This window comes from Amycolatopsis sp. NPDC051106, from assembly GCF_040682775.1.
In the GTDB taxonomy this organism is placed as follows: domain Bacteria; phylum Actinomycetota; class Actinomycetes; order Mycobacteriales; family Pseudonocardiaceae; genus Amycolatopsis.
The window spans coordinates 60,007-85,606 of the sequence record NZ_JBFBBQ010000034.1; the positions used below are offsets into that span (position 1 = coordinate 60,007).

At 71.1% G+C, this 25,600-nt stretch carries 23 protein-coding genes, 1 tRNA gene and 1 pseudogene; 19 read left to right on the forward strand and 6 right to left on the reverse strand.

Annotated features, from left to right (window positions below; translation table 11 throughout):
• Nucleotides 1-60: 60 nt before the first annotated feature.
• Nucleotides 61-297, reverse strand: a pseudogene (locus tag AB0M83_RS24775) (zeta toxin family protein); the annotation flags it as partial.
• 111 nt (nt 298-408) lie between these two features.
• On the opposite strand from AB0M83_RS24775, the gene AB0M83_RS24780 reads away from it, so the two are divergent.
• The 3 genes from AB0M83_RS24780 to AB0M83_RS24790 all read left to right on the forward strand — a co-directional run bounded on the left by AB0M83_RS24780 (nt 409) and on the right by AB0M83_RS24790 (nt 2,412).
• A tRNA-Lys gene (locus AB0M83_RS24780) sits at nt 409-484 on the forward strand.
• 38 nt (nt 485-522) lie between these two features.
• Nucleotides 523-1,023: a histidine phosphatase family protein gene (locus AB0M83_RS24785; RefSeq protein ID WP_364520707.1), complete on the forward strand. Its 501-nt coding sequence runs from the start codon at nt 523-525 to the stop codon at nt 1,021-1,023.
• 87 nt (nt 1,024-1,110) lie between these two features.
• Entirely contained in the window at nt 1,111-2,412 is a 1,302-nt protein-coding gene (locus AB0M83_RS24790) for an alginate lyase family protein (RefSeq protein ID WP_364520708.1), read from the forward strand.
• A gap of 46 nt (nt 2,413-2,458) precedes the next feature.
• On the opposite strand, the gene AB0M83_RS24795 is transcribed toward AB0M83_RS24790, so the two are convergent.
• From AB0M83_RS24795 to AB0M83_RS24805, 3 genes are all read right to left on the reverse strand, one after another.
• Nucleotides 2,459-3,175: a trypsin-like serine protease gene (locus AB0M83_RS24795; RefSeq protein WP_364520709.1), complete on the reverse strand. Its 717-nt coding sequence runs from the start codon at nt 3,173-3,175 to the stop codon at nt 2,459-2,461.
• A gap of 189 nt (nt 3,176-3,364) precedes the next feature.
• The gene (locus AB0M83_RS24800) at nt 3,365-3,736 is read right to left on the reverse strand and encodes a hypothetical protein (RefSeq protein ID WP_364520729.1); all 372 of its coding nucleotides are present in this window, start codon (nt 3,734-3,736) and stop codon (nt 3,365-3,367) included.
• Between the two features lie 22 nt (nt 3,737-3,758).
• Entirely contained in the window at nt 3,759-4,124 is a 366-nt protein-coding gene (locus AB0M83_RS24805) for a hypothetical protein (RefSeq protein WP_364520710.1), read from the reverse strand.
• A 449-nt stretch (nt 4,125-4,573) separates the two neighbouring features.
• On the opposite strand from AB0M83_RS24805, the gene lanKC reads away from it, so the two are divergent.
• The 4 genes from lanKC to AB0M83_RS24825 all read left to right on the forward strand — a co-directional run bounded on the left by lanKC (nt 4,574) and on the right by AB0M83_RS24825 (nt 11,160).
• The gene (lanKC, locus tag AB0M83_RS24810; RefSeq protein WP_364520711.1) at nt 4,574-7,138 is read left to right on the forward strand and encodes a class III lanthionine synthetase LanKC; all 2,565 of its coding nucleotides are present in this window, start codon (nt 4,574-4,576) and stop codon (nt 7,136-7,138) included.
• 38 nt (nt 7,139-7,176) lie between these two features.
• The gene (locus AB0M83_RS24815; protein WP_364520712.1) at nt 7,177-7,320 is read left to right on the forward strand and encodes a SapB/AmfS family lanthipeptide; all 144 of its coding nucleotides are present in this window, start codon (nt 7,177-7,179) and stop codon (nt 7,318-7,320) included.
• A gap of 127 nt (nt 7,321-7,447) precedes the next feature.
• A complete protein-coding gene (locus AB0M83_RS24820; protein ID WP_364520713.1) occupies nt 7,448-9,115 on the forward strand; it encodes an ABC transporter ATP-binding protein in 1,668 nt (555 codons plus the stop codon).
• The gene (locus tag AB0M83_RS24825) at nt 9,112-11,160 is read left to right on the forward strand and encodes an ABC transporter ATP-binding protein (protein ID WP_364520714.1); all 2,049 of its coding nucleotides are present in this window, start codon (nt 9,112-9,114) and stop codon (nt 11,158-11,160) included. Before AB0M83_RS24820 ends, AB0M83_RS24825 begins: the two co-directional genes overlap by 4 nt.
• Nucleotides 11,161-11,393: 233 nt before the next feature.
• Here the strand turns inward: AB0M83_RS24825 and AB0M83_RS24830 are convergent, their stop codons facing one another.
• The gene (locus tag AB0M83_RS24830; protein WP_364520715.1) at nt 11,394-11,804 is read right to left on the reverse strand and encodes a thioesterase family protein; all 411 of its coding nucleotides are present in this window, start codon (nt 11,802-11,804) and stop codon (nt 11,394-11,396) included.
• A complete protein-coding gene (locus AB0M83_RS24835) occupies nt 11,801-13,081 on the reverse strand; it encodes a hydroxyacid-oxoacid transhydrogenase (RefSeq protein ID WP_364520716.1) in 1,281 nt (426 codons plus the stop codon). The genes AB0M83_RS24830 and AB0M83_RS24835 overlap by 4 nt, the downstream gene beginning before the upstream one ends.
• A 135-nt stretch (nt 13,082-13,216) precedes the next feature.
• Here AB0M83_RS24835 and AB0M83_RS24840 point away from each other — a divergent pair, with 135 nt between their 5' ends.
• From AB0M83_RS24840 to AB0M83_RS24895, 12 genes are all read left to right on the forward strand, one after another.
• Nucleotides 13,217-14,875 (forward strand): thiamine pyrophosphate-dependent enzyme, encoded by a 1,659-nt coding sequence (locus AB0M83_RS24840; protein ID WP_364520730.1) that lies wholly within the window; start codon nt 13,217-13,219, stop codon nt 14,873-14,875.
• 211 nt (nt 14,876-15,086) lie between these two features.
• On the forward strand, nt 15,087-15,260 hold the full coding sequence (locus tag AB0M83_RS24845) for a hypothetical protein (protein ID WP_286000398.1): 174 nt from the start codon (nt 15,087-15,089) through the stop codon (nt 15,258-15,260).
• Nucleotides 15,261-15,468: 208 nt separating this feature from the next.
• Complete coding sequence (locus AB0M83_RS24850) at nt 15,469-15,672, forward strand: cold-shock protein (RefSeq protein WP_013222289.1); 204 nt, start codon at nt 15,469-15,471, stop codon at nt 15,670-15,672.
• 64 nt (nt 15,673-15,736) lie between these two features.
• Nucleotides 15,737-15,961 carry a heavy-metal-associated domain-containing protein gene (locus tag AB0M83_RS24855; RefSeq protein ID WP_364520717.1) on the forward strand — a complete coding sequence of 75 codons (225 nt, stop codon included), beginning with the start codon at nt 15,737-15,739 and terminating at the stop codon, nt 15,959-15,961.
• Nucleotides 15,962-16,277: 316 nt separating this feature from the next.
• Nucleotides 16,278-17,312, forward strand: a complete 1,035-nt coding sequence (locus tag AB0M83_RS24860; protein WP_364520718.1) for an NAD(+)/NADH kinase — start codon at nt 16,278-16,280, stop codon at nt 17,310-17,312.
• Nucleotides 17,309-18,214 carry a thiamine pyrophosphate-dependent dehydrogenase E1 component subunit alpha gene (locus AB0M83_RS24865; RefSeq protein ID WP_364520719.1) on the forward strand — a complete coding sequence of 302 codons (906 nt, stop codon included), beginning with the start codon at nt 17,309-17,311 and terminating at the stop codon, nt 18,212-18,214. Before AB0M83_RS24860 ends, AB0M83_RS24865 begins: the two co-directional genes overlap by 4 nt.
• 15 nt (nt 18,215-18,229) lie before the next feature.
• Nucleotides 18,230-19,210: an alpha-ketoacid dehydrogenase subunit beta gene (locus AB0M83_RS24870; protein WP_364520720.1), complete on the forward strand. Its 981-nt coding sequence runs from the start codon at nt 18,230-18,232 to the stop codon at nt 19,208-19,210.
• A 163-nt stretch (nt 19,211-19,373) separates the two neighbouring features.
• Nucleotides 19,374-20,636: a GAF domain-containing protein gene (locus AB0M83_RS24875; RefSeq protein ID WP_364520721.1), complete on the forward strand. Its 1,263-nt coding sequence runs from the start codon at nt 19,374-19,376 to the stop codon at nt 20,634-20,636.
• A 22-nt stretch (nt 20,637-20,658) separates the two neighbouring features.
• Complete coding sequence (locus tag AB0M83_RS24880) at nt 20,659-21,786, forward strand: histidine kinase (RefSeq protein WP_364520722.1); 1,128 nt, start codon at nt 20,659-20,661, stop codon at nt 21,784-21,786.
• A gap of 167 nt (nt 21,787-21,953) precedes the next feature.
• Nucleotides 21,954-23,375 (forward strand): hypothetical protein, encoded by a 1,422-nt coding sequence (locus tag AB0M83_RS24885; protein WP_364520723.1) that lies wholly within the window; start codon nt 21,954-21,956, stop codon nt 23,373-23,375.
• Complete coding sequence (locus AB0M83_RS24890; RefSeq protein ID WP_364520724.1) at nt 23,372-24,343, forward strand: glutamate ABC transporter substrate-binding protein; 972 nt, start codon at nt 23,372-23,374, stop codon at nt 24,341-24,343. The genes AB0M83_RS24885 and AB0M83_RS24890 overlap by 4 nt, the downstream gene beginning before the upstream one ends.
• A gap of 56 nt (nt 24,344-24,399) precedes the next feature.
• Nucleotides 24,400-25,600 (forward strand): serine/threonine protein kinase (locus AB0M83_RS24895; protein WP_364520725.1); only part of this gene is annotated, 1,201 nt, incomplete at its 3' end.

Below are 25,600 nucleotides of genomic sequence, written 5' to 3' on the forward strand. Positions count from 1 at the left end.
CTTGGCGGCGTCGCGGAAGGGCTCCAGCGCCCAGGGCCCGATGACCCCATCGAGGACGACGTCGTAGCCACCCCGGGCGTACCCGCAAGCGGCCTCGGCGATCACCCCGAGCACGACATCGTTCTGCCGGGCGGCCTCGGGCAGGTACGGCGCCACGAACCCGGTCCGGATCCAGACGTAGAAGCTGTCGGTGTGCAGGTGCACGGTCGCCCGAGGCGCGTCGTCGGCGACCATGCGGGCGACGGTGGACTTCCCGGCACCGGGCGGCCCGGTGAGGATCAGCAGCGAACCCGGCATGCAGGCATCATGCGGGCCTGGCCGGGCGAGAACCAGTCTTGACCTTCGCGGCGCCCTCAGCCGGACCCGGCGTGCAGGTGGGTGACGGGGCCCTGGCTAGACTTGCAGCGCGGGCCGTTAGCTCAATTGGTAGAGCTGCGGACTTTTAATCCGTAGGTTCTGGGTTCGAGCCCCAGGCGGCCCACCATTCCTCGGCGCAGTCGACCGAGGCGACAGGCGGTGAACATGGACGCGACCAGGCGGCTCATCGTCCTCCGGCACGCCAAGTCGGACTGGTCGGACGACCTCCCCGACCACGAGCGACCGCTTGCGCCGCGCGGGATTCGGGATGCGCCCAAGCTCGGCCGCTGGCTCGGCGACCACGGCTACGTTCCCGACCACGTCGTCTGCTCCACCGCCCGCCGCACCAGGGAAACCTGGGCGCGAGTCAGTGAGGCGCTCCCGAGCAAGCCGTCCGTCGAGTACGACGAAGATCTCTACGGCGCCGGTCCCGAGGAGTTCCTCAACGCGGTGCGACGGGTCCCCGGCGACGTCGGCACCCTCGCTCTGGTCGGGCACGAGCCCGGTGTCAGCGAACTGACCCTCCACCTCGCCGGCGACGCGGAGGACACCCGGCTGGTCCAGGCCAAGTTCCCGACCGGCGCCGCGGCCGTCCTCGTCACCGGCGACACCTGGGCGGATCTCGCCGCCGCGCGACTCGAAGTCTTCTTCCGTCCTCGCGACTGAACTTGCGGGCATTGCCCCAGCCGCGTTCACGTGCGTACTCTCCATTCACTCACAGAGTTGACGTTCATACTTGTGAATGGAGCGGACATGATCTTCCGCCACACCGTCGTGGCGCTCGCCGCGGTCGGGCTTCTTGCCACTTCCGTAGCCGCGCCGGCTGAAGCGGCCCCCGCGACGAACGGCTGCAGCATCCCCGTCATCGGGCCGATCTGTGCGCCGAGCACCGCCGTCCTCGATGGCAACCAGCTGCTACGGACCAAGTTCGCCGCACTGGTCGGCGAACGGACGTCCAAAACCGCGCTGAACAACTTGCTCGCCGCCGCGAAGACCGACCTCACGACCGGCCCCTGGAGCGTCACCGCCAAGAAGCAGGTCCCACCCAGCGGGGACAAGCACGACTACCTCAGCCTCGCGCCCTACTGGTGGCCCACCACGGAACCGACGGCCGAGAACCCCTGGGGCTGCCCGTTCGTCCAGAAGGACGGCCAGCGCAACCCGATCGTCGACGAGATCACCGACCACGCCTACCGCGGTGACGCCTTCGCCGCGATCTATCGGCTCGCCCTCGCCTGGTATTACACCGGCGACGCTCGATACGCCCAGCGCGCCGCCCTCGACCTGCGCACCTGGTTCCTCGACGCGGCCACGAAGATGAACCCGAACATGAACTACGCCCAGGGCATCCCGTGCAAGGTGGACGGCCGCGGCATCGGCATCATCGAGTTCTCCTACACGCTCAGCCAGGTCGTCGACGCCACCGCGATCCTCGCCACCGGCGCCCCCGGCTGGACGAAGACCGACCAGGCCGGCATGACCGGCTGGTACACGCAGTTCCTGGACTGGTTGCGCACCAGCAAGAACGGCACCGACGAGGCCAAGGCGCAGAACAACCACGGCAGCTTCTACGACATGCTGGCCGCGGCGCTCGCCCTCGGCACCGGGCAGCGGGACCTGGCGAAGACGATCATCCGGGACGCCGGGCCGAACCGCATCGCGCCGCAGATCCAGGCCGACGGCTACCAGCCGGCGGAAGCGAGCCGGACGCGTAGCTGGCACTACTCCAACTTCAACCTCGTCGCGCTGACGCGGCTCGCGCAGATCGGCAAGCACGTCGGCGTCGACCTGTGGCACTACACCGCGCCCAGTGGTGCGACGCTCTTCAAGGCCGTCGACTTCTTGATTCCGGGCGCCACGCAGGGGCAGGGACGGTGGCCGTACCCGGAGCTGGACTTCCGGCCGTACGCCGCGCTGGACGTGCTGCACGCGGCGGCCGACGCGGGGGACCAGGCGGCGCGGACGGCGTTGCCGCGCGTGCCGGTCGAACCGGGTGGGGACCTCTACCCGGTCCGGCCCGCCGCGGAACAGCTCGACGACATTTCGACGTCCTGACGGCGAAAGGGCCCGGCCGGGAAACGGCCGGGCCCTTTCCCGGGAATCAGACTCCGGCCACCTGGGAAATCCAGCTGCGGTATCGCGTGATGTTCGTGTACGCCGTGTTGTTCGACCGGTCACTGGTCGACGCGACGCCGACCTGGCGGCCGGATGCGAACATCGGGCCGCCCGAGTCGCCGCCGGCGGTGATGCCGTTGACGCGGTTCGCGCACACGGCGACGCCGCCGGTGTAGTCGCTGCAGCCGATCGAGTTCACCCGTACCGTCGCGACCTTCAGGTACCGCGACTGGCAGTTGATCTCGGAGCCGCACTGGCTGGTCGCGCCCCAGCCGTAGACCGAGACGTTCTGGCCGACCGAGACGTCGCCGACGTTGCCGAGCGGCGAGTAGGTGGCGCTCACCGAGGTCGTGAGCCGGACGATCGCCAGGTCGGCGGAGCCCGGGTACCTCGTGATGGCGGAGCCGGTGGCCATCGTCCCGCCGCTGGACTGGTCGAGGCTGCCGATCCGGAACGTGTACGTCCCGGAGCTGCTGACGCAGTGCTTCGCGGTCAGGATGTACTGCGGCGCGATGATCGTCGCGGTGCAGTTCTGCTGGCCGTTCACGAACAGCCGGGCCGCCCAGGGGCCGCTCGAGGCGGTGCTGCCACCGATGATCGACGGCTGGGCCTGCGGGGTGGTCTGGGCGGACGCCGGGCCGCCGAGGCCGACGACGGCCAGCGCGGTACTCGCGGCCAGCAGCACGAACTTGCCGAATTTCACGCTCACTCCTTTTCGTGCGGAGAACCCGCACGGGAAAGCCGGTGGGGACCGAACGAGAAGAGTGTCCGAGTTTTCGGGGAATGTCCGGAACCGACGAAAGTCCGGGTCGCATCCGTATTTATTGCGCCGGATGGACTACGTGCAGTTCCCGTACTGTTCCGCGCTCGAAGAGGAGCGGGTCGCGCCTCGTCAGGCAGTGACCTTCGCCGGGGCGGTGCGGCGGAGCCAGTACAGGCCGATGACCGGCAGGACCAGCGGGATGAAGAGGTAGCCCTCGCCGTAGACCGACCAGACGGTCGGGTGCCGGAACGCGGCCGCGTCGACCAGGCTCAGCGTGCCGATGGTCAGCACGCCCAGCAGTTCGATCGAGCAGGCCGTCAGCGCCACGCGCCACCAGCCGTCGCCGTGGCGGGCCAGCGCGATCGTCGCGACGATGTACACGACCGCGGCGAACGCCGAGAGCAGGTAGGCGAGCGGTGCTTCGTGGAACTTCGTGCCGATCTGGACGCCGGCCCGCGACGTCGCGGCCAGCGCGAAGATCGCGTACACGGCGACGAGCACCCGCCCGGGGCCGGTGGCCGTCCTACGCTGTCGCTCCACTCCACACCTCGTTCAGTCGCAGCACCATCACCGGGATGGCTATGCAGGCGATGCCGAGCACCGCGGTGCTCGACCGGCTCCGCTCGGCCAGGGCCCAGGCAGCGCCGACGGGCAGTACGACCAGGCTGCCGATCAGGTAGGCCAGGTAGGTCGCCAGGCTGCCCGGGCGGTCACCGCCGGCGAGCAGCACGATCCCGATCACCAGCTGGACGACCAGCAGGACCTCGACGACCGCGATCGCGATCAGGAGGGGGTTGTCCGGCAGCCGGTTGCGGGCCGACTGGACGAAGCTCCACAGCGCGACGAGCGTGGCCGCCACGGCGACCGTCACGGCGAATCCGAAGATCACCCGTTCCTCCTTCCGGTCCGCCGGACGTCAACTTACTCCGTGGTACCGGTGGGTCCGTCCGCCGAGGTCCTGCGGGCGTGGCGTGCACCACCCGGCCGCTCCACAGTGGACCCGGCCGCGTCGACCAGGTGTGCCGGCACCGAGTCAATTGATCACCAGAAGGCCTTGATGGCATTCTGCCAATTCGGTGGTTTATTCCGTGTTATCTTGGTGTGGACCTGCGGGAATGTTGTAAAAAGCTTCGTGTTACACCCCGACAGGGTGGTTGGCCATCTGCCAAGAATTACCCTGGGTCCGTCTACTGACTGGTAAGTGCCCTTTTTGCCTACCTCGGATAGACCAGTTGAACCCCCGGGTTGGCGGATAGGCGCGGGACCGTCCGGCATGGGGGAATATTCCTCGTCCCCGGAGCCGAGGTGCCCGGGGGGACACACGGAGGGGTATCTTCGATGGACCTGCGCTACGAAGCATTTTGCTTCGCCGACCCGTTGTTCTACGACGAACAACAGGAAATCGGCGCGCCGGTCGACGATTTTGCCCAGGCGCTGCCGCTGCCGGCCACCGGCTGGGTCACCGCCGATCGCGGGGTCTGGCGGGCGCTGAGCCCCGAGGGCCGTCACCTTCCAGGCCAAGGGTGGAAAATCCACGTTTCCGCTGGTCTGGACAATGCGCGGCGCGTGCTCGTGCAGGTGCACGAGTACTGTATCGAGCACCGGATCTCCTACAAGCACCTCCGCTCGCTGATGATCCTGCTCGCCCGGAATTCGAAATACGCCCCCCGTGACGGCAGCGCAAAGCTCATCACCATTTACCCTGCTGACGAAGACGAGCTGGCGCGTGTTCTCGAAGATCTGGCGGTTCGGCTCGAAGGCGAGCACGGTGCCTATATCCTGAGCGACCTCAGATACGGCGACGGACCACTCTACGTCCGTTACGGCGGATTCGCCGAACAGTGGGTCGAACACGACGGCAACCGCGTCCTGGCGATCCGCAAGCCGGATGGCCGGCTCGTGCCCGACAAGCGGGAACCGACGTTCTCCGTCCCCGACTGGGTGAAGATTCCGGCCTGCCTGCAGAGCAGCGTCGCCGCGCGCAAGAGCGGCGACCCGGCCCAGTTCCCCTACCGGGTGACGCGCTCCCTGCACTTCTCGAACGGCGGCGGCGTCTACGTCGCCGACCCCAAGGCGGGCGGTGACGAGGTCGTCCTCAAGGAAGCCCGTCCGCACGCCGGCCTGGACAAGGCGCGGATCGACGCCGTCGAACGGCTGCGCCGCGAGCACGAGGTGCTCGACCGGCTGGCCGACGTCACCGGCGTGCCGCGGGTCTTCGAGCGCTTCACGGTCTGGGAGCACCACTACCTGGCCATGGAGTACATGCCGGGCAACTCGCTGGGCAACTGGCTGGCCCGAAACTACCCGCTGACCAAGCGCGGCACGACCGACGACGACCTTGCCGCCTATGCCCGGCGCGCGCTCGACGTCGTCGCCCGGGTCGAGAGGACGGTCGAGGAGATCCACGCCCGCGGCGTCGTCTTCGGCGACCTGCACCCGCTGAACATCCTCATCGACGAGGACGACGACGGCCGGATCTCCCTGATCGACTTCGAGATGGCCTTCGACGTCGAGTCCGGCGACCGCCCGGCCCTGGGCGCGCCCGGGTTCCGCGCCCCGGCCGACCGCACCGGGTTCGAAATCGACGAGCACGCGATCGCGGCGTTGCGGCTGTGGCTGTTCCTGCCGCTCTCGCAGCTGACCGAGCTCGCACCGGCGAAGCTGCGCGGCATCGCCGACTTCGTCGAACGCCGGTTCGCGCTGCCCGAGGGGTACGCGGACGCCGCAGTCGCGGTGCTGGCCCCGCGTGATGTCCCCGCGGAGCCGGCACCGATCCACACGGAGCTCGACCAGGAGAAACCCGACTGGCCGCTGGTCCGCAAGCAGATCGCCGAAGCGATCCTGGCCAGCGCGACGCCCGAGCGCCAGGACCGGCTGTTCCCCGGCGACATCGAGCAGTTCCGGGTCGGCGGCGTCTGTTTCGGCGTCGGCGCCGCGGGCGTGCTGCACGCCCTCGACGTCATCGGCGCCGGCCGGTTCCCCGAACACGAGCGCTGGCTGATCGATGCGGTCCGCCGTGAGCCGCCGGCCCGGCCCGGGTTCTTCGACGGCAGCTACGGCATCGCCTACGTGCTGGAGAACTTCGGTCACCACGACGAGGCGACCAGGCTGCTGGCGTCGTCCGCGCGGCTCGTCGAGCAGACGACCGACCACGCCCTGGAAGGCGGCCTGGCCGGCATCGGGCTGACGATGCTGCACTTCGCGACGGTCCGCCAGGACAACGAGTTCGGCCGCCAGGCGCTGACCACGGCCGTCCGGCTGGCGGAAGCGCTGGAGACGGCGGCGCCGCCGGGGAACTTCGCCCGCGCCGGTCTGCTGTCCGGCTGGTCCGGACCAGCGCTGTTGTTCGTGCGGCTCTTCGAGCGCACCGGCGAGCCCGCGTGGCTGTCCTTCGCTGACCAGGCCCTGTGCCGTGACCTCGAAGAATGCGTCGAGTCCGACGACGGCTCGCTGCAGGTCCGCGACGGCGCGGCCCGCACGTTGCCCTACATGGGCATCGGCAGCAGCGGAATCCTCGTGGTCGCCGAGCAGCTGGCGCGGCACCGCCCGGACGCCGAAGCCTGCGAGAGCCTTCCCGGCCTGCGCGAATCGTGCCGTGGTGAGTTCGTCATCCACCCCGGCCTGCTCTACGGCCGGTGCGGGCTCGCGGTGGCGCTGGGCATGGACCCGGACCCGGCGCCGCCGATCCGCGCGGCGATCGACCTGCACCTGGCGCGGCTGGCCTGGTACGCGGTGCCGTTCAAGGGCGGCCTCGCCTTCCCCGGCAACCAGCTGCTGCGCCTGTCGATGGACCTCAAGACCGGCAGTGCGGGGATCCTCCTCGCGCTCGCCGCCCTGCTGGACGGCAAGGAGGTGCTGCCCTTCCTGGGCAGCACGCCGTCCCCTCAAACCACCGGTCGTTGACCGGCGGACCCGAAGTGAAAACGAAGGAAGGAACACCAATGGAACTCGTTCTGGAGCTGCAGGCCATGGAGACCCCCGAGGTGCTCGACGGCGGCCACGGTGGCGGCGGCGGCGGCACGTCGAACCTCAGCCTGCTGGCCTCCTGCGCCAACAGCACCGTCAGCCTGCTGACCTGCCACTGACCTGGCGGATCGCCGGCAGTAGTGCCTAGGTGAACGGTGCGGGAGCGGCACAGGCCAAGTGCGCCGCTCCCGCACCTTCATTGTGGCCCCGGTACCGCCTCGGCGGTACCTCGTCCGAAGGAGTGAGATGCGCGGCCCCGCCGATCGGTTGCTGGCCAGGGTGGCCGGTCTCGATCGCCCCCGGTTGGCCGCCATCGTGGGTACCGCGCTGGTCGCCACCGCGGCCGGCCTGCTCCTTCCCGGCGCGCTCGCGGCAGCGGTGGACAGTGTTGTCGCGGGCCGCCGGAGCTGGCCCGAAGTCTCCTGGCTGCTGCTGGTCGGCGGCGCGGAGATCGCGGCCGACGTCGTGGGCGGCATCCTGACCACCCGCGTCACCGCGACGGCGTCCGCCTGGCTACGCCGCACAGTCTCCGACAAGCTCTTCGCGCTCGGCACGCGTTCGCGCTTCGCCGAGGGCGACGCGATCAGCCGTCTCACCGGCGACTGCGTCGGCGCCGGCGGGATCGTCACGATCGTCGTCCAGTGCGGCTCGATGCTGGTCATCTCGACCGGTGCCGTCGTCCTGCTCGCCCTCCTGGACTGGCGCCTGGCGCTCGTCTTCCTGGGCAGCATCCCGTTCGCCCTGCTGCTCGCGCGCAGTCACCTCCGCCGCACCGCCGACGACGTCCTCACCTACCAGCGGGTTTCCGGCGAGCTGGCGGCCCGGATGGTCGACGCGGTCACCGGCCTCCGCACCATCGCCGCGTCCGGCACTGCCGACCGCGAAGCCGAACGAGTCCTGCGCCCTCTGCCGAAGCTGTCGCTCGCAGGTCAGGGCCTCTGGCGCACGCAAGCCCGGATGGTCTGGCGCGCCGGCCTGCTGACGCCGGCGGTCGAGATTTCCGTGCTCGCCGCGGCGGGCTTCGGCGTCCTCACGGGCCGGCTCAGCGTCGGCGACGTCGTGGCCACGCTCGGCTACGTCGCCCTCGGCCTCGGCCTGGTCACCCAGATTCCGCTGCTCACCATGCTGTCCCGGGCGCGCGGCTGCGCCGAGCGGCTCGTCGAGGTCCTCGACGAGCCCGAACCCGTGTCCGGCAAGCTGCCGATCCTGCCCGGCGACGGCACCATCGACCTCCGCTACATCGGCGTGACGGGCGCGCTGGCAGCGATCGACCTGCGCATCGACGGCGGCACCTTCCTCGCGGTCGTCGGCCGGTCGGGCGCGGGCAAGTCCGCGCTGGCCGGCGTGCTCGGCGGACTGATCACGCCCGACGAAGGCCAGGTGCTGCTCGACGGCCGTCCGCTCGAGCGCCTTCGCCGCGAGGAGCTGCGCGCGGTCATCGGCTACGCCTTCGAACGGCCCGCGCTGCTCGGCGCCACGGTCGCCGACGCGGTCGGCTACGGCACCTGGGCCGGCGAGTCCGCCGTCCGCAGCGCGTGCCGGACCGCACAGGTCGACGAGGTTGTCGTCCGCCTGCCCGATGGCTACCGCACACCCTTGGCCGAGACGCCGCTTTCGGGCGGCGAAGCCCAACGGCTCGGCTTGGCCCGAGCGATCGTGCACAACCCGCGCGTCCTGATCTTCGACGACGCCACGGCCAGCCTCGACACGGTCACCGAGGCCGCGGTCGAGCGCGCGCTCGCCGGTGCGCTGCCCGGCCGCACGCGCGTCGTCGTGACCCACCGCGCGGGCACCGCCGCCCGCGCCGACCTGGTGGTCTGGCTCGAGGAGGGCCGGATCCGCGCGGTGGCCACGCACGCCGCTCTGTGGCAGGAGCCGGGCTACCGGGGTGTCTTCACGGAGGACGACGAGTGAGCCTGCGCCGGTTGTACTGGTCCGCTCTCGCCGGGCAGTGGCGTGGCGGTGTGGTGCTGCTCGTGTGTTCGCTGCTCGAAGGCGTACCTGCTTTCTTCTCGGGACGGCTCGTCGAGCTGTCCGTGGACCGGGGTTTCTCGGTCGGCGACCCGGCGGCCGGCCTCGGCTGGCTGACGTTGTTCGGACTCGCCGCCGTGCTCGGCGCCTTCGGTTCGCGGATGGTCTGGCACCAGCTCGGCAAGGTGGTCGAGCCGCTGCGCGACGCTCTGGTGACCGCGGTCGTCCGAGGCGTGCTGCACGACGAGTCCCCGCCGCGCAACCAGCCGGACTCCAGCGGCGTCGCCCGGATCACCCAGCACGTCGAAGTGGTCCGCGACGCGACCGCCGGACTGCTGGTGCAGGCCCGCGGCATGCTGGTGACGACGGCGTCCGCGCTCGCCGGCCTCGTGACGGTCGCCGGCGCGCTGGTGGTCCCGGTCGCGGTGCCGGTGGTCGTCTCGTTGGTCGCCTTCGTCTGCCTCCTTCCTTCTCTCGCCCGCCGCCAGCGCGCGCTGGCGCTGGCGGACGAGCACACGGCCGCGACGGCGGGTCAATCCCTGGCCGGGATGCGCGACATCGTGGCCTGCGGTGCCGAGCCGATCGCCGCGCTGGCGATGTACGACGCGGTAGACGAGCAGGCGACGGCCGCGATCCGCGTGGCGCGCTCGAGCGCCCTCCGGGCCCTGGTGATCTCGCTCGGCGGGTTCGTCCCGTTGTTGCTCGCACTGGCGCTGGCGCCGGGTCTGGTGGCCCGCGGCGAACTGACCGCGGGGGCGGCACTCGGCGCGCTGGTTTACCTGGCCACGACGATGCAACCGGCCCTCCGCGGCCTGGCGGCCACGGCCGGCACCGTCGTCCTGCGCCTGCTGGTCGCGCTCCGCAGGCTGGCGGAGACGGCCGAGCTGCCGGCCGTGTCCGACGGCACGGCGACCCCGCGCGGCACCGACGTCGATGTCCACGGCCTCACGTTCGGCTGGGGCGCGACGGCCGAGCCCGTGGTCCGTGGTCTGGACCTGGGTCTACGGCCGGGGGAGCACCTCGCCGTCGTCGGGCCGAGTGGCATCGGCAAGTCGACCTTGGCCGGCTTGCTGACCGGGATGCTGACGCCGCAGGAAGGCCGCGTACTGCTGGGCGGCGTCCCGGTCCGGGACGTGCCCGCGGCGCTCCGGCACGAGCTCGTGGCGCTGATCCCGCAGGAGGCGTACGTCTTCGCGGGAAGCGTCCGGGACAACGTCGGCCTCTTCGCGTCGTCAGCTTCGGACGAGGCGTTGTCGGCCGCCGTCGACGCGGTGGGCGCGAGCGCGTTGCTTCGGCGCCTCGGCGGTCTCGACGCCGAGATCGGTCACGGCGGCGAAGGCATCTCCGCGGGCGAAGCGCAGCTGCTCGCGCTCGCCAGGGTTTACGCCAGTTCGGCGGAGTTCGTGATCCTCGATGAAGCCACCTCCCATCTCGACCCGGTGGCGGAAGCCCGCGCGGAGCGGGCCTTCGCCGCGCGGGGTGGTGTCCTGGTGGTGATCGCGCACCGGCTTTCTTCGGCGTTGCGCGCGGATCGCGTCCTCGTCATGGACGGCCGTGAGACCGCGCTGGGTCAGCACGCCGACCTGCTGGCCAGGTCGGCGCGGTACGCCGAACTCATGCAGGCGTGGGCGACACCGGTGGCTGGGGAACCAGCCACCGGTGCCGAGCCGACCGCGGGTGCAGGCAGCCAACCGCCCGGTACCAGGGGCTCGCCGCCTGCGTGCAGTGGCGCGACCGTGGGCGGGGCGCCTGCCGGCCACGGGTGCGCTACCACCGCGAATCCGGCAGTGGGCACAGGGTCTGCGGTCGCCTCCGGGGCGCCTGCCGGCGACGGAGCCGCAGCTTCTGCTGGTCCTTCAGCGGACGTGGGGACCGCCGCCGGCATGCCTGCCGGCAACGGAACCACGAGCGGGCCGCCTTCTCACAACGGTGCCACCGGATCGACGCCTAGGCCGCCATCCGTGTCGCGAGCCGCTCGAGTGAGCTGACTGCCCGTCCACTGTGGACGTATCTCATGGGGCTTCCAGATTATCGCCCTCGAGCGGTCCGGGAAGCCCTCGTGGCGAATCTGTGGACAACTCGCCGATCTTTTCCCCGCCTGTGGACAACTCGCGCCTGCGGGCCGTTTCTGTCGGTGCCGTGGTGCATGATCGGGAGCGCGGGAAGAACCCGGCCCGGAACCGGCACCGTCAGAGAGGAGGTGAACCGCCGGCGGTCGACGTCATCCGGGTCGCAGTGCTTCCAGCGCCTCACGCAGCTTGCCGGCGAGCGGTGTCGGCCGGCGGGACTCGCGGTCCACGAAGACGTGCACGAAGTGCCCTTCCGCGACCAGGGACTCGTCGGCGGCGTACATCCCGATCTCGTAGCGCACGCTGGACTTCCCGAGGTGCGCCACGCGCAAACCGACCCGCAGCGCTCCAGGAAAGGAAACCGATGAGTGATACCCGCAGTGCGACTCGACGCACAGCCCGATCACCTCCCCGGCTTCGATGTCGAGGCCGCCCTGCTCGATCAGCCACGTGTTGATCACGGTGTCCATCAGCGAGTAGTGCACCACGTTGTTGACGTGCCCGTAGACGTCGTTGTCCTTCCAGCGCAACGGAACCGTCTGCCAGTGCGGGTACCCGGTCACCACAGGGACACCGACTCGCGCAGGATGCCGGCAAGGTCCTCCTCGGACGCCTCGCGGGGCGCGGTCGCCAGCAACCGCTGCTGCTTCAGCGTTCCCTCGACCAAGGAGTCCACATCGGACTCCGTGTACCCGACGGCACCGATGCCGTCCGGGATGCCGATCTGCCGCATCAGGTCGATCAGCACCGCGGGCAGGTGGTCGGCGAAGTCGCCGGGCCACTCGAAGTCGGGCGCCAGCAGGCGCGCGACACGCAGGTGGCGGTCGGGTGCCGCGTCGAAGGTGAAGCGGAACGCGGCGGGCGCGGTCAGTGACACGGCCATGCCGTGCGGCACCATGGGTTCTTCGCCCGGATAGCCGTCCGGGTGGAAATCCCGGACCTGACCGGCGATCGGGTACGCGTTGGCGTGCGGGATGTGCACGCCGGCGTTGCCGAAGCCGAGCCCGGCGAACGTCGCGGCCAAGGCCATGGCTTCGCGCGCCTTGAGGTCCTCGCCGTCACGCACGGCGGCGGGGAGGGCCCACGACAGCATCCGCAGCGACTGCTCGGCGAACATGTCGGCCAGCGGGTTCGAGCCGCAGTACGGCACGCGCTGCTCCGGGCGCTTGCGCTCGAACTCGGTGTACGGCTTCGCGGTGTAGCTCTCGGCGGCGTGGCAGAGGATGTCCATGCCGCTGGCAGCGGTCACCCCGGCCGGCTGGCTGACGGTGAGCCGGGGGTCGACGACGGCGAGGGTGGGGCGCAGTCGCAGGTGGCTGATCCCGCTCTTGACGCGCAGGGACAGCACGTCGAGCACGCAGACCGTGGTGCTTTCCGAGCCGGTGCCGGTGGTCGTGGGCACGGCGACCAACGGCTTCAGCGGGCGGTCCGGCGCGCGGCCGCCGCCGACGGGGGCGTTGACGTAGTCCATCAGCTCGCCGTCGTTGCTGGTGAGCAGGTTCGCCGCCTTGGCGGTGTCGATGGCCGAGCCGCCGCCGACGGCGACGAAGGCGTCGTACGGACCGGTTCCGCGGGCGAAGTCAACCGCCTTCTGCATGCTGACATCGGTGGGTTCGACGTGTACGCCGTCGAAGATCTCGGCTTCGATGCCGTAGCCGGCGATCCCGTCGGCGATGCGGCGCGGCCAGCCGGTGGCGGCGACCTGCGGATCCGTCACGACGAGCACCCGGTGCACGCCGTACTGGGTCAGGTCGTACCCGATCTCGTCGCTGGCGCCGGTGCCGTACTTCAACGCCGGTGCGCCATAAGTAAAAACGGTTTCATGTTCGATCGCGGTCAAAGCTGCGGTCCTCGCTCCCATGATCGGCTGACAGACGGTCAAAGCGGACATTCAGTCCATCCTTGCCGGGTTTCGGCCAAGATCACTTGACTGCACTGAACGGTGCCCGCCTAAGCTCTCCTCATTAGATACCAACTGGGAGCGACCGTCGCCCAGACGGCCGTGCGGATCCTGACCGAGGCGCGGGTCCGCCGCGTGTACGCGGTGGTCGGCGAGTCCTTCCTGGAACTGCTCGACGCGATGCAGCGCGAGCGGGAGATCACGCTGGTCTCGGCGCGCCACGACGCGGGCGCGGCGTTCATGGCGGAGGCGGAGGGCAAGCTCACCGAACGGCCCGCCGTGCTGCTGGCCAGCCGGGGGCCGAGCGCGGCGAGCCTGGCGATCGGCGTCCAGACGGCGTACCAGGACGAGACTCCGATGGTCGTCCTGCTGGAGACGCCGGCGACCGAACCGGTGCCGTCGTCGTCCGGGGAGCTGCCGACGTCGGACCTGACGGCGATGTTCGAGTCGATCGCCAAGTCGACGTTGCGGGTGACCGACCCGGACAGCCTGCCCAGCCTGCTCGCCCATGCGCTGACGACGTCGCAGGAAGGCCGGCCGGGGCCGGTCGTGCTCGGCGTGCCCTGCGACGTCTGGGGAATGCCTTACGACGCGGCGAAGCCGATGGCGCGGGTCCGGCCGCCGGCGTCCGGCACGCTGGGCCGTTCGGCGGACGCCGTGGCGCAACTGGTGGACGAGGCGAAGTACCCCGTGGTCATCGTCGGCGGGCGGGCGCGGTCGGCGCGCGACGAGCTGATCGCGGTCGCCGACGAGCTCGCGCTGCCCGTTTACAACGCCTTCCGGCGGCAGGACGCCTTCCCGGAAAACCACGCGCGCTACGCCGGCCACCTCGGGCTCGGCATCCCCGCGCGGCAGCTGGACGCCCTGGAGCGGGCCGATCTGGTCCTCGCGCTCGGCACCCAGCTCGACGAGGTCACCACCCAGGCCTACCGCTATCCGACGGCTCAGCAGACGCTGATCCTGGTCGGCACCGGCATTGACGTCAGCTCGCGGCGGCGCGGGCTGACCTTCCGCGTCGACTCCGAGGTCGAGCCGTTCCTGCGGGAGCTGCGTGAGGTGGCGTCGCCGCGGACGCGGCGGGCTTCGGCGGCGAACGCGGCCGTCCACACCTTCATGACCCCGCCCGACACGAGCGGCAACACCCGGGTGCACCCGGTCGACGTCGTCCGGGCGCTGCGGAAGCTGGCGCCCGAAGACACCATCGTGACCAGCGACGCCGGCAACTTCGCGCAGTTCATGCACCGGTACTGGTGCTTCACCGCGCCGCGCAGCCAGCTCGGCCCGAGCAACGCCGCGATGGGCTACGCGGTGCCGGCCGCGGTGGCGGCGAAGCTGGCCGAGCCGCGGCGGACCGTCGTGGCCATGGTCGGCGACGCCGGGACGCTGATGACCGGACAGGAGATCGAAACGGCCGTGCGGTACCGGGCGCCGGTGATGGTCGTCGTCTTCCAGAACGGCGTCCACGGCGCGCTCGCCATGCACCAGGCCCGCACGCACGGCAGGCTGTCCGGCGTGTCCATCCCGTTGACGGATTTCGCGTCCTGGGCGCGTGGACTCGGCGCGGCCGGGTACACGGTGGACGATCGCGAGGAGCTCGAGCCGATCATCGCCAGCGCGCTGGTGCGGCAGCGGCCGTGCGTCATCGACGTGCGCACCGACCCGGACGTCGTGACCCCGGACGTGCGGATTTCGGCCCTGCTCGGGCAAGCGCGCCCGCAACCGCCCACCCAGTAAGGGTTTGCTCGGTTTCGCTTCGGAAAACGCGGGCAAGTTGTGTGGTAGCACGGCGGCGGCTCGGGTAATCTGGCGTTGTTCCGGTGGTGGTTCGCCGCTGAACCTTCCCGGCCGGGTCCCGGCGGGAACAACCGGTTTCTGTCGGTGCCGCATGGCACCATCACGGTCATGACCCGCGCCGCAGCGGGCAGGGAACGAGGGGAGTTTCGACGTGACCGATCACCAGCACGCATCCGAACCAGCGCGGAAGTCCTCCGGCGTCGTACCGGTGCTGTTCAGCGCCAGCGCGGAGGCCCACGACGACGCCGTGGTCGCCGCCGAGCGCGACACCACCTGGCGTTCGCCGTTCAGTGCGGAGGGGTTGCGCCCGGCGAGTGGCGAATAGCTCACCCTGTCCGGGTGACGACGACTTGTCGGCCTGCTTGTGGTGTGCTTTACTGACCATGGTCTCGATTTTTGTGTTCGTGTTGAGTCACGCTCGCAGAATTCAGCGGGCGTAGTGTCTCCTCGCCGAGGAAGCAAACCGTCCCCGTGTTGACCCGGGGCGCCGAAGCGGCTTCCTGTTTTTTGGTGTTACACATGGAGATTTTTTTATGACTCAGGGCACTGTGAAGTGGTTCAACTCCGAGAAGGGGTTCGGCTTCATCACCCCCGACAACGGTGGCGGCGACGTCTTCGTTCACTACAGCGAGATCCAGGGTAACGGCTTCAAGAGCCTGGAAGAGAACGCTCGCGTCGAGTTCGAGATCGGCCAGGGCCAGAAGGGCCCGCAGGCCACGTCGGTCACCGTGATCTGACTTTGATCTTGGGAAAGGGCCGTCACCCGTTCGAGGTGGCGGCCCTTTTCGTATGCTCCGCACCATGATCGAGCACGGCTACACCGTCTCCGGGATGAGCTGCGGACACTGCGCCCAGTCGGTCACCGAAGAACTCACCGGCCTGCCGGGAGTGACCGAAGTGGACGTCGATGTCGCGGCCGGCCGGGTGATCGTTCGCGCTGACGGCCCGCTGGCCGAGGACGCCGTGCGGGCGGCGGTCGACGAGGCCGGCTTCTCCTACGAGGGCACGGCGAGCCTGCTCCCGTAGCTCTCCGCCGTGGGATGCCCCCGGTTCGTTCTTCTCCGCCGCGACGATCTCCCGGGTGGACAGTCCACTGGAGATCAGCGCCGGTGTGACCTTCGGCTCAGTCCGGTGGTTGCCGCCGACGAGGCATGCGTCAGCGCGGCGAGTACGCCCGCCCGATTTGGCCTGACCAGAGCGCGGCAGCGCCCGCGCCCCCGTCGCACGGCGGCGCCTGCGCGCCCCGCGTGACAGTTCGGTGAACACTGCAACGCCCTGCAACCCTTCCTTTTCGCCCAGCTACGGAGTCTCCTGTTCTCCGGTGCTGTGACAGGAGGTCAGGTTGGGCGAGACGGTGGCGGGGATCGTCGCGAATCCGGCTTCGGGACGGGACATCCGCCGGCTGGTTGCGCAGGCCTCGGTGTTCCCCACCGCGGAAAAGGCGAACATGGTCCAGCGTCTGCTGGCCGCCTTCGCGGTGACCGGACTCGACCGGGCCCTCGTCTCCACCGATCTCGGAGGCATCTCCGCCGCGGTTCTCAAGGCGCTCGGGCGAGGCGGGACCTGGCCCACCGTCGACTTCTGTGCGGACGATCCGATCACCGGCACCGCCGCCGACACGACCAACGCCGTACGCCGGATGGTCGCGGCCGGCGCCGGGGTCATCGTCGTGCTCGGTGGGGACGGCACCGCTCGCGTTGCCGCCGCGGCCTGCGAAGACGTTCCGATCCTCGCGCTCTCCACCGGGACCAACAACGCCTTCCCGCAGATGCGGGAGGCGACCGTCGCCGGGCTGGCCGCCGGGCTGATCGCCTCCGGGCAGGTCGATCCCGATCTCGTCACGCACCGCGTCAGCGTTCTCGAAGTCGTCACGAAGGCTCGCCGGGAGATCGCGCTCGTGGACGTCTGCGTCTCGACGAGCCGGCACATCGGCGCCAGGGCGCTGTGGGATCCCGCCACGCTCACCGAGCTCTACTGCACCTTCGCCGAACCCGACGGCATCGGCCTGTCGAGCGTGCCAGGGCAGCTCTGCCCCAGCCCTCGGTCGAGCCCGGACGGCGTCGCGCTGCAGCTCGGGCCCGTCGACGAGACGCCGTACGTCGTGCACGCGCCCATCGCGCCCGGGCTCGTGCGGCCCGTCGGCGTGCGCGGGTGGGGTGTGCTGAAACCCGGGATGCGGGTCGAGCTCGCCGCCTCGGGTGGCGTCATAGCGCTGGATGGCGAGCGCGAACTCGAACTCAAGACCGGCGAAAGCGCGTTCGTCGAGCTCAAGCCGGACGGGCCGTGGGTCGTGGACGTCCGGGCGACGATGGCGGAAGCGGCACGGAAAGGGCTCTTGCGCACGGAAACCGAGCTGGGGAAGGAGCGTCGAAGATGACGGACACCCTGCGGGAGGCGTATCGCGTGATGCGCACCATCCGAGCGTTCGAAGAGCGGGTGCACGACGAGTTCGCTACCGGCGAGATCCCCGGGTTCGGGCCCCTCTACGCCGGCGAGGAGGCCTCCGCCGCGGGGGTCTGTGCCCACCTCGACGACCGCGACACCATCGCCGGCGCTCATCGCGGCCACGGCCACTGCATCGCCAAGGGCGTCGACGTCAAGGCCATGATGGCCGAGATCTACGGCCGCAAGACAGGATCCTGTCACGGCAAGGGCGGCTCGCTGCACATCGCCGACCTCTCGAAGGGCATGCTCGGCGCCCACGGCATCGCCGGCGGCGGTCCGCCGCTCATCTGCGGCACCGCCCTCGCCGCGAAACAGCAGAACACCGGCGGCGTCGGCGTCGCCTTCTTCGGAGAGGGCGCCGGCAACCAGGGGACGACGCTGGAGGCGCTGAACCTCGCGTCGGTCTGGGACCTGCCCGCCCTCTTCGTCGCCGAGAACAACGGCTACGCCGAAGTCACGTCCAGCACCTGGTCCGTCGCCTCCGACAACATCGCCGACCGCGCCGCCGGGTTCGGCGTGCCGGGCGTGATCGTCGACGGGTTCGACTTCTTCGCCATCCACGAAGCCGCAGGAGAAGCCGTAGAACGCGCCCGCGACGGCGGTGGCCCGACGCTCATCGAGATCAAGTTCACCCGCTTCCCGGGGGACGGCGCCCTCGACTGCCTCGAGCTGTTCCGCACCCGCGTCACCGAGAGCGGGGAGCTACGCGAACAGGTTCTCGACGACATCGACGCCGAAGTCGCGAAGCTCATCGAGGAGTCCGTCTCCGAAGCGAAGGCCGCGCCGAAACCCACGCCGGAGGACCTCGAAACCGACGTCTACGTCTCGTATTGAGGGGAGCGCACGCCCATGACCCGCACGATCAGCTACCGCGAGGCGATCTCCGAGGCGCTGACGCAGGAAATGACCCGCGACGAGTCGGTCATCGTCATGGGCGGCACCGACGCCGGGGACGAGGGCCCCGGCGTCACGAACGCCCTGTTCCCCCAATTCCCCGGCCGCGTGCTCGACACGCCGATCTCCGAGTCCGCCTTCATCGGCGCGGCGATCGGTGCCGCGACGCGCGGGCAGCGGCCGGTCGCGGAACTGGCGTTCATCGACTTCATGGGCGTCTGCTTCGACCAGATCTTCAACCACGCGGCCAAGTTCCGCTACATGTTCGGCGGCCACGCGCGGACGCCCGTGGTCATCCGCACGATGTACGGCGCCGGGCTGCGGGCCGCCGCGCAGCATTCGCAGTGCCTGTACCCGATCTTCACGCACATCCCGGGCCTGAAGGTCGTCGTGCCGTCGAACCCGTACGAGGCGAAAGGCTTGCTCGTCCAGGCCATCCGCGACGACGACCCGGTGATCTTCTGCGAGCACAAGGCCCTTTACGACACCGGCGGCGACGTCCCGGAGGACAGCTACACGATCCCCTTCGGCGAAGCGAACGTCGTGCGCGACGGCCGTGACGTAACCATCGTGGCCATCGGCCGCATGGTCGCCGTCGCCGAAGAAGCAGCGAAAGTGCTGGCCGCCAACGGGGTGGAAGCCGAGGTCATCGACCCCCGCACCACCAGCCCGCTCGACACCGGCACGATCCTCGAAAGCGTCGAAAACACCGGGCGCCTGGTCGTCGTCGACGAGGCCTCGCCGCGCTGCAACCTCGCCACGGACATCTCCGCGCTCGTCGCGAAGGAGGCGTTCGGCTCGCTGCGCGCCCCGATCGAGATGGTGACGCCGCCGCACACGCCCGTCCCGTTCTCCGACGCGCTCGAGGACCTCTACCTCCCGGACGCGCAGAAGGTCCTCAACGCGGCGAAGGCGGTCGTGGAGTACCGGCGCTGATCGACCCATCCCGCCTCCGGTGGCTCTTGGCCCTGCCGGAGGCCGCCGAAGGACTCTTCGCCGGCACCTCCCTGGCCGGCGAAGAGCCCTTCGGCGAGATTGTCGCCACCTTCCGATCAGCGGACCGAAAAGGCAGACTGAGGCGGAGCGCAAGGAGCGGCGGTTGGGGCAGCGAGACCTCGAGGCAGCGTTGCCTGCCGGGGCGGACCCCCGGCGGCACGCTCGTGTCCTCGCGCAGGTGCACGAAGCGGCTCTGACCGGCCAGGCACTCCCCAGTCGGCCCCGGCCGGTGATCGACGCGTCCTGGCAGCGGATGCGCCGTCTCGGCATCGACCCCGACAGCCGCGCCGCCGCGCCCGTCCTGACCATCGAAGAGCTGGAAACGCGCCGCCGCACGAGCCGGATGGCCGAGGCACTGCCGACGTTGCGCGGCGGCTTGATCAGCCTTGCCGAGCAGGCCGCGCACATCATGGTGCTCGTCGACGCGGGCGGCCACGTCCTCTGGCGTGACGGCAGCGCCGCGGTCCGCCGCCGCGCCGACCGGCTCGGGTTCGTCGAAGGCGTCGACTGGCAGGAGGAATCCGTCGGCACCAACGCGATCGGCACCGCGCTCGTCGCGCGCCGCCCGGTCCAGATGTACGCCGCCGAGCACTACGTCCGCGCACACCACTCCTGGACGTGCGCCGCCGCGCCGCTGCACGACCCGCGCGACGGCAGGCTGCTCGGCGTCGTCGACCTCTCCGGCGCGGCCTCGACCGTCCACGCGACGACGTTGGCGCTGGTCGACGCCGTGACGCGGCTCGCGGAGTCCCAGCTGCGCACCACCCACCTCACCGAGCTGGAACGGCTGCGGGGCTTCGCCGTCCCGGTGCTCGCGAAGGTCGGCGGGCAGGCCGTCGTCGCCGACGGGCACGGCTGGGTCGCCGCGGCCGCCGGGCTCGCGCCGGTCGACCGCATCGCGCTGCCGGCGAACCTGGCACCCGGCGGCGTCTGGCTGCCGGCGTACGGCCACTGCGCGGTCGAGCCCGTGCCCGGCGGCTGGCTGATCCGCCCCACCGCGAACGACGCCGCCCCGCCGACCCGCGTCGTCCTCGACGTCCGGTCGGCACGCGAACCCGAGCTGACCGTGGCCGGCGCGGCCGGAACCTGGACGCACCGGCTCAGCCCGCGTCACGCCGAGATGCTGTACGTGCTGGCCAGCCACCGCGGCGGCCGCTCGGCGTCCGAGCTGTCGTCCGACCTGTTCGGCGACGCGGGCCGTACGGTCACCGTCCGCGCCGAGATGTCCCGGCTGCGCCGACACTTCGGCGGCATCCTCGGCGCGAAGCCGTACCGCTTCGCCGACGACGTCGAAGTGCTGGTCCGGCGCCCGCCGAGCCCCGAAGAGGTGCTCCCGCACTCGCTCGCCCCCGCCATCCGGGGCTGATCCCGCCGGGGAAGATGGGGACGTGCCGAAACGTCCCCTGCTGCCCGACACCATCGCGCCGAGCTGGCTCGTGGTGCAGGTCCTCGGCACCCTCTTCGTCGCGGCGACGCTGGTGACCGCGCGCGAGCCGGACCCGTGGATCTGGACCGCCTACGGCGTCGCGAGCGCCTGCTGGCTCGGGTTCGTCGTGCTCGCGTCCCGGCGGCCCAGGACGGCGGCCGCGCTGCTCGCCGTGGCCAGCGTGCTGCCCGCGGCCCTCGTCGGCCGGGCCGGGGACTCGTCGGCGCTCCTGCTGTCCGTCATCGCGCTGGGCCGCCTCGCGGCGCTGACCACCGTGAGCGTCGGGGTGATCCTCGGGACCGGCCTGCTCGACATCGCGCTCGCGGTGACGGCGCACCTGGTCGCCGGGCACTCGTTCGGCGCGGCGCTCGCCGACCCCGCCGTGATGCTGATGCTCGTCCTGGTCGGGCTCAACCGCCGCCAGTACGAGGTCCAGGCCATCCAGGCCGGCGCCCTGCTCGAGCAGACCCGGCTCGCGCAGGCCGAACACGCGCGCGCCGCCGCCCTCGACGAACGCACGCGCATCGCCCGCGAGGTCCACGACGTCCTGGCGCATTCCCTGGGCGCGCTGGGGGTCCAGCTCGAACTGGCCGAGGCGCTGCTCACCGAACGGTCCGATGTGGACGGTGTGCTGCGCTCGGTCCGGCGGTCCCGGCGCCTGGCCGCCGACGGGCTCGCCGAAGCGCGCAACGCCGTCGCCGCCCTCCGCCGGGACGTTCCGCCGCTGGCCGAAGCACTCGCCGAGGTGGCCGCCGGGCACGCTGGCGACCACGGCGTCGACGTCCGCTTCGAGACCGGCGGTGCGGCCCGGCCGCTGCCGTCCGCGGCGGTCGTCGCGCTGGTGGGCGTCGCGCGGGAAGCGTTGACGAACGCGGGCAAGCACGCGCCCGGCGAGGACGTCCGGATGCGGCTGGACTACGAGCCCGGGACCGTCCGGCTCGACGTCCGCAACCAGCTCGGCGAATTCACTCGGACGAGTGAAGGTTTCGGGTTGGCCGGGATGCGCGAGCGCCTGGCTCTCGTCGAGGGCACGCTGGAATCGGGCCCGGAAGACGGTTACTGGCGCGTACACGCCGAAATCCGGAGCTGAGCGGTCCGCTCGGAGATCACGTGCTGGTGACAGCGGGCGATGCCCGTGCCCGCTGGTACCGCGACTCGGCTACCTTTTGCGGGTACGGCTCAGCGTCTTTTCGGGGGTTCCGGGTGGCGAAGCCCCCGGCTGGGGCGAAGCCCCGGAAGACAGGGGAGGAATCGGGGATGACCAGCACTGCGACGGCCCCGGGTCCCACGGCGCCCGCGCCGGGGACCCCACCGCCGCCGCCACCGGAGGGCCGCGACCGCCCCGGGGGCCGCAGTGGCCTCCTCGGCCTGCTGGACCTGCCGGGCCAGGCGGTGCGCGCAATCATCCGGTCCGCCGCGACCACGCCGGGCCGGCTCACCGTGATCGCCGTCGGGCTGGTGCTGCTGGCCCTCGTCGCCGGGCTGGTCGCGACGCTGTCGGTGCAGGACCGCGACGACACGATCGGCGGCGTCATCGACCACCGCGAGCCGCTCGCCGCCGCGGCTCAGCAGGTCTACCGGTCGCTCTCGGACGCCGACGCCACCGCGGCGAGCGCGTTCCTGTCGATCGGCACCGAGCCGCCCGAGCTCCGTTCGCGCTACGAGCGTGACATCGCCGAGGCCGGCGCCGCGCTCGCGAAGGCCGCCTCCGACTCCTCCGACGTCGCCGACGCGGCCGGCCCGGTCGACGTCCTCAACCAGTCGCTGCCGGTCTACACCGGGCTCGTCGAAACCGCCCGCGCGAACAACCGCCTCGGCTACCCGGTCGGCGCGTCCTACCTGCGCGAGGCGTCCGAGCTGATGCGCGCGAAGATCCTGCCCGCCGCGCAGGACCTCTACCGCGTCGACACCGAGCGGCTGATCGAGGAGCAGGACAGCGCCACCGGGTTCCCGTGGCTCGCCACGATCCTCGTGGTCGCGTTGCTCGCCGCGCTGATCGCGGGCCAGATCTACCTGACCCGGCGCACGAACCGGCTGCTCAACGTCGGGCTCGTCGTCGCGACGGCCGCCGTCGTGGTGTCGCTGCTGTGGGGCGCGGTCGCGCTGGTCGTGCAGGGCAGCCTGGTCGGCAGCGGCCAGGACGACGGTTCGCACCGCGTCGACGTCCTCGTCCGCGCGCGGATCGCCGCGCTGCAGGCCCGTGCCGACGAAACGCTGACGCTGGTCGCCCGCGGCGACGGCGCGGCGTACGAGAAGGACTTCGGCACCAACGCGGCCCAGCTGGTCGGCCCGGACGGTCAGGGCGGCCTGCTCGGCGAAGCCCGTGGCCTGATCACGGACGGTGACGGCGCCGCCAAGGTCGCCGACGCGACGAAGGCCGCGAACGACTGGATGAAGGCGCACAAGCAGGTCCGCGACCAGGACAACGCGGGGGCGTACCAGGAAGCCGTCGACGCCGCGGTCCTCGAGGACAAGACCGACGGCTCGGCCCCGGCGTTCCGGCGGCTCGACGACAGCCTCCAGGCGGCGATCGACGTCGGCCGGCAGGAGTTCCTCGACGACACCCACGGCGGCGAGGCCGCGCTGACGCTGCTCGCGCCCGGCTTGGCTGTGCTCGCCGTGGTCGCCGCGGCGGGTGTCACCATGGGGATCCGGGAGCGACTGAGGGAGTACCGGTGAGCAGGCGGGGGAACACGGTCCGGGCGGGTGCGCTGGCGTTCGCCGCGCTGGTGCTGGCGGCCTGTGGCAGCCCCGGGAAGCCGGTCGACCCGGCCCCGGTGAGCAACGCGGCCTGGCCGCAGCCCGCGCACGTCGGCGGCCCCGACTCGACCGCCGGCGGCGCCACCGACACCAGCTGCGACCCCCTGGTCAGCCTCGCGCCGAACGGGACCGGCATCCCCGACGGCTCGACCATGGCGAAGATCAAGGAACGCGGCAAGCTGATCGCCGGCGTCGACCAGACGACCTACCTGTTCGGCTTCCGCAACCCCACGACGGGCAACCTCGAGGGCTTCGACATCGACATGGTCAACGAGATCGCCCGGTCGATCTTCGGCTCGCCGGAAGGACGTGTGCAGTTCCGCGCGATCACGTCGGGACAGCGTGAGGACGTCCTGAAGGAACACCAGGTCGACATCGTGGTCCGGACCTACAGCATCACCTGCTCGCGCAAGAAGAGCGTCCAGTTCTCGTCCGTCTACTACAAGGCGGGGCAGCGGATCCTGGTCACCAAGGAGTCGAAGGTGACCAAGCTGGCCGACCTCACCGGCAAGCGGGTGTGCGCGGCCAAGAAGTCGACCTCCGCGGCGAAGATCGCGACGGACCCGTCGAAGCCGGTGCCGGTCTCGGTGGACAACTGGTCGGACTGCCTGGTGATGCTCCAGCAGGGTCAGGTCGACGCCGTCTCGACCGACGACACGATCCTCGCCGGGATGGCCGCGCAGGACCCGACGCTGAAGGTGGTCGGCGACCAGTTCACCGAGGAGAACTACGGCATCGGCGTGCCGAAGGACAACGAGGACATGGTCCGGTACGTCAACGCCGTGCTGGACAAGATCCGCGGCAGCGACGCGTGGCAGAACAGCTACCGGCGCTGGGTGGAGCCCTCGCTGGGCCCGGCGTCGCCGCCGTCGCCGAAGTACAAGTGAGCCGGTCGCGACTAGGATCGATCTCCGCACGTCGCCGGGGATCTGGGAGGTAGCAAGTGTCGGAGGAGCCGCGCCGTCCTCGGCACGCCGCACCGGACGACGAGCAGCGACCGGCGGCGCCGCCGAGCTGGCAGCCGCCGCCACCGGTGCGGTGGGAGACGCCGGAGCCGTCGATCTCGGGCCGCCTCGACGATGGTGAGCCGCCCCGCGGCGAGGAGACCGTCATCCACGCGCCCGTCCGCCGTCCGCCGACGCCGCCGCGCGGCCAGCCGACGGCCGTGCGCGGGACGATCCCGGGTGCCGAGGATCCGACCCGCCCGCCGGGCAGCATCAACCCCGTCGTGCCGCCGGTCCAGCCGACGCAGGCGATCCGCCCCGACCCGAACGCGCCGCAGCCGACGAGCGTGCTCGCCGCGCCGGCGCCGGAGACCCAGAGCATCATGCCGCCGGCGCCGCGGCCGGACGCCGGCCCGGACACGCCGCTGCCCGACCCGGGCACCGAAAGCGTCCTGCCCGAGCGCACCAGCGAAGGCCGGCACACCGGCACCGGGACCGGCTCGGGAACCGGCAGCGGTTCGGGCTCCGGCTCCGGTGCGTTCCCGGGTACGGGCCGGCGGACGTCGTCCCGGACGTCCCGCTCCCGCCGCGGCCGGCTCGGCGCCGGGCTCGTCGAGGTGCCGGCGGTCCCCGCGCGTGATCCGGCGTCGGCGGTGCTGACGAACGCGATGGTGTCGGAGGAAAAGCGTTTCTGCAGCAAGTGCAGCGCGAAGGTCGGCCGGGGCAAGGACGGGAAACCCGGTGCGGCGGAAGGAAAGTGCGACAACTGCGGAACGCCGTTCTCGTTCGTGCCGAAGCTGCGGCCGCACGAGCTGGTCGGTGGCCAGTACGAGGTGCTGGGCGCGCTCGCGTACGGCGGCCTGGGCTGGATCTACCTGGCGCAGGACCACAACGTCAGCGACCGCTGGGTCGTCCTCAAAGGACTGATCGACACCGGCGACGCGACGGCGATGGCGGCCGCGGCCAACGAGCAGCGGTTCCTCGCCGAGGTCGAGCACCCGAACATCGTCAAGATCCACAACTTCGTGCAGCACCCGGACGCCCACAGCGGGACGACCGTCGGCTACATCGTCATGGAGTACGTCGGCGGCCAGTCGCTGCGGCAGCTCGCGCTGGCGCACCACCGGGAGAGCCGCCGTCCGGAGCCGCTGCCGATCGGCCAGGTCATCGCGTACGGGCTGGAGATCCTGCCCGCCCTCG

Bases quoted from the DNA above. Each gene is read 5' to 3' on its own strand.
- AB0M83_RS24885 (WP_364520723.1), top strand. From the start codon at position 21,954: ATGACCAGCACTGCGACGGCCCCGGGTCCCACGGCGCCCGCGCCGGGG.
- lanKC (WP_364520711.1), top strand. From the start codon at position 4,574: ATGGACCTGCGCTACGAAGCATTTTGCTTCGCCGACCCGTTGTTCTAC.
- AB0M83_RS24790 (WP_364520708.1), top strand. From the start codon at position 1,111: ATGATCTTCCGCCACACCGTCGTGGCGCTCGCCGCGGTCGGGCTTCTT.
- AB0M83_RS24785 (WP_364520707.1), top strand. From the start codon at position 523: ATGGACGCGACCAGGCGGCTCATCGTCCTCCGGCACGCCAAGTCGGAC.
- AB0M83_RS24850 (WP_013222289.1), top strand. From the start codon at position 15,469: ATGACTCAGGGCACTGTGAAGTGGTTCAACTCCGAGAAGGGGTTCGGC.
- AB0M83_RS24815 (WP_364520712.1), top strand. From the start codon at position 7,177: ATGGAACTCGTTCTGGAGCTGCAGGCCATGGAGACCCCCGAGGTGCTC.
- AB0M83_RS24855 (WP_364520717.1), top strand. From the start codon at position 15,737: ATGATCGAGCACGGCTACACCGTCTCCGGGATGAGCTGCGGACACTGC.
- AB0M83_RS24820 (WP_364520713.1), top strand. From the start codon at position 7,448: ATGCGCGGCCCCGCCGATCGGTTGCTGGCCAGGGTGGCCGGTCTCGAT.
- AB0M83_RS24870 (WP_364520720.1), top strand. From the start codon at position 18,230: ATGACCCGCACGATCAGCTACCGCGAGGCGATCTCCGAGGCGCTGACG.
- AB0M83_RS24865 (WP_364520719.1), top strand. From the start codon at position 17,309: ATGACGGACACCCTGCGGGAGGCGTATCGCGTGATGCGCACCATCCGA.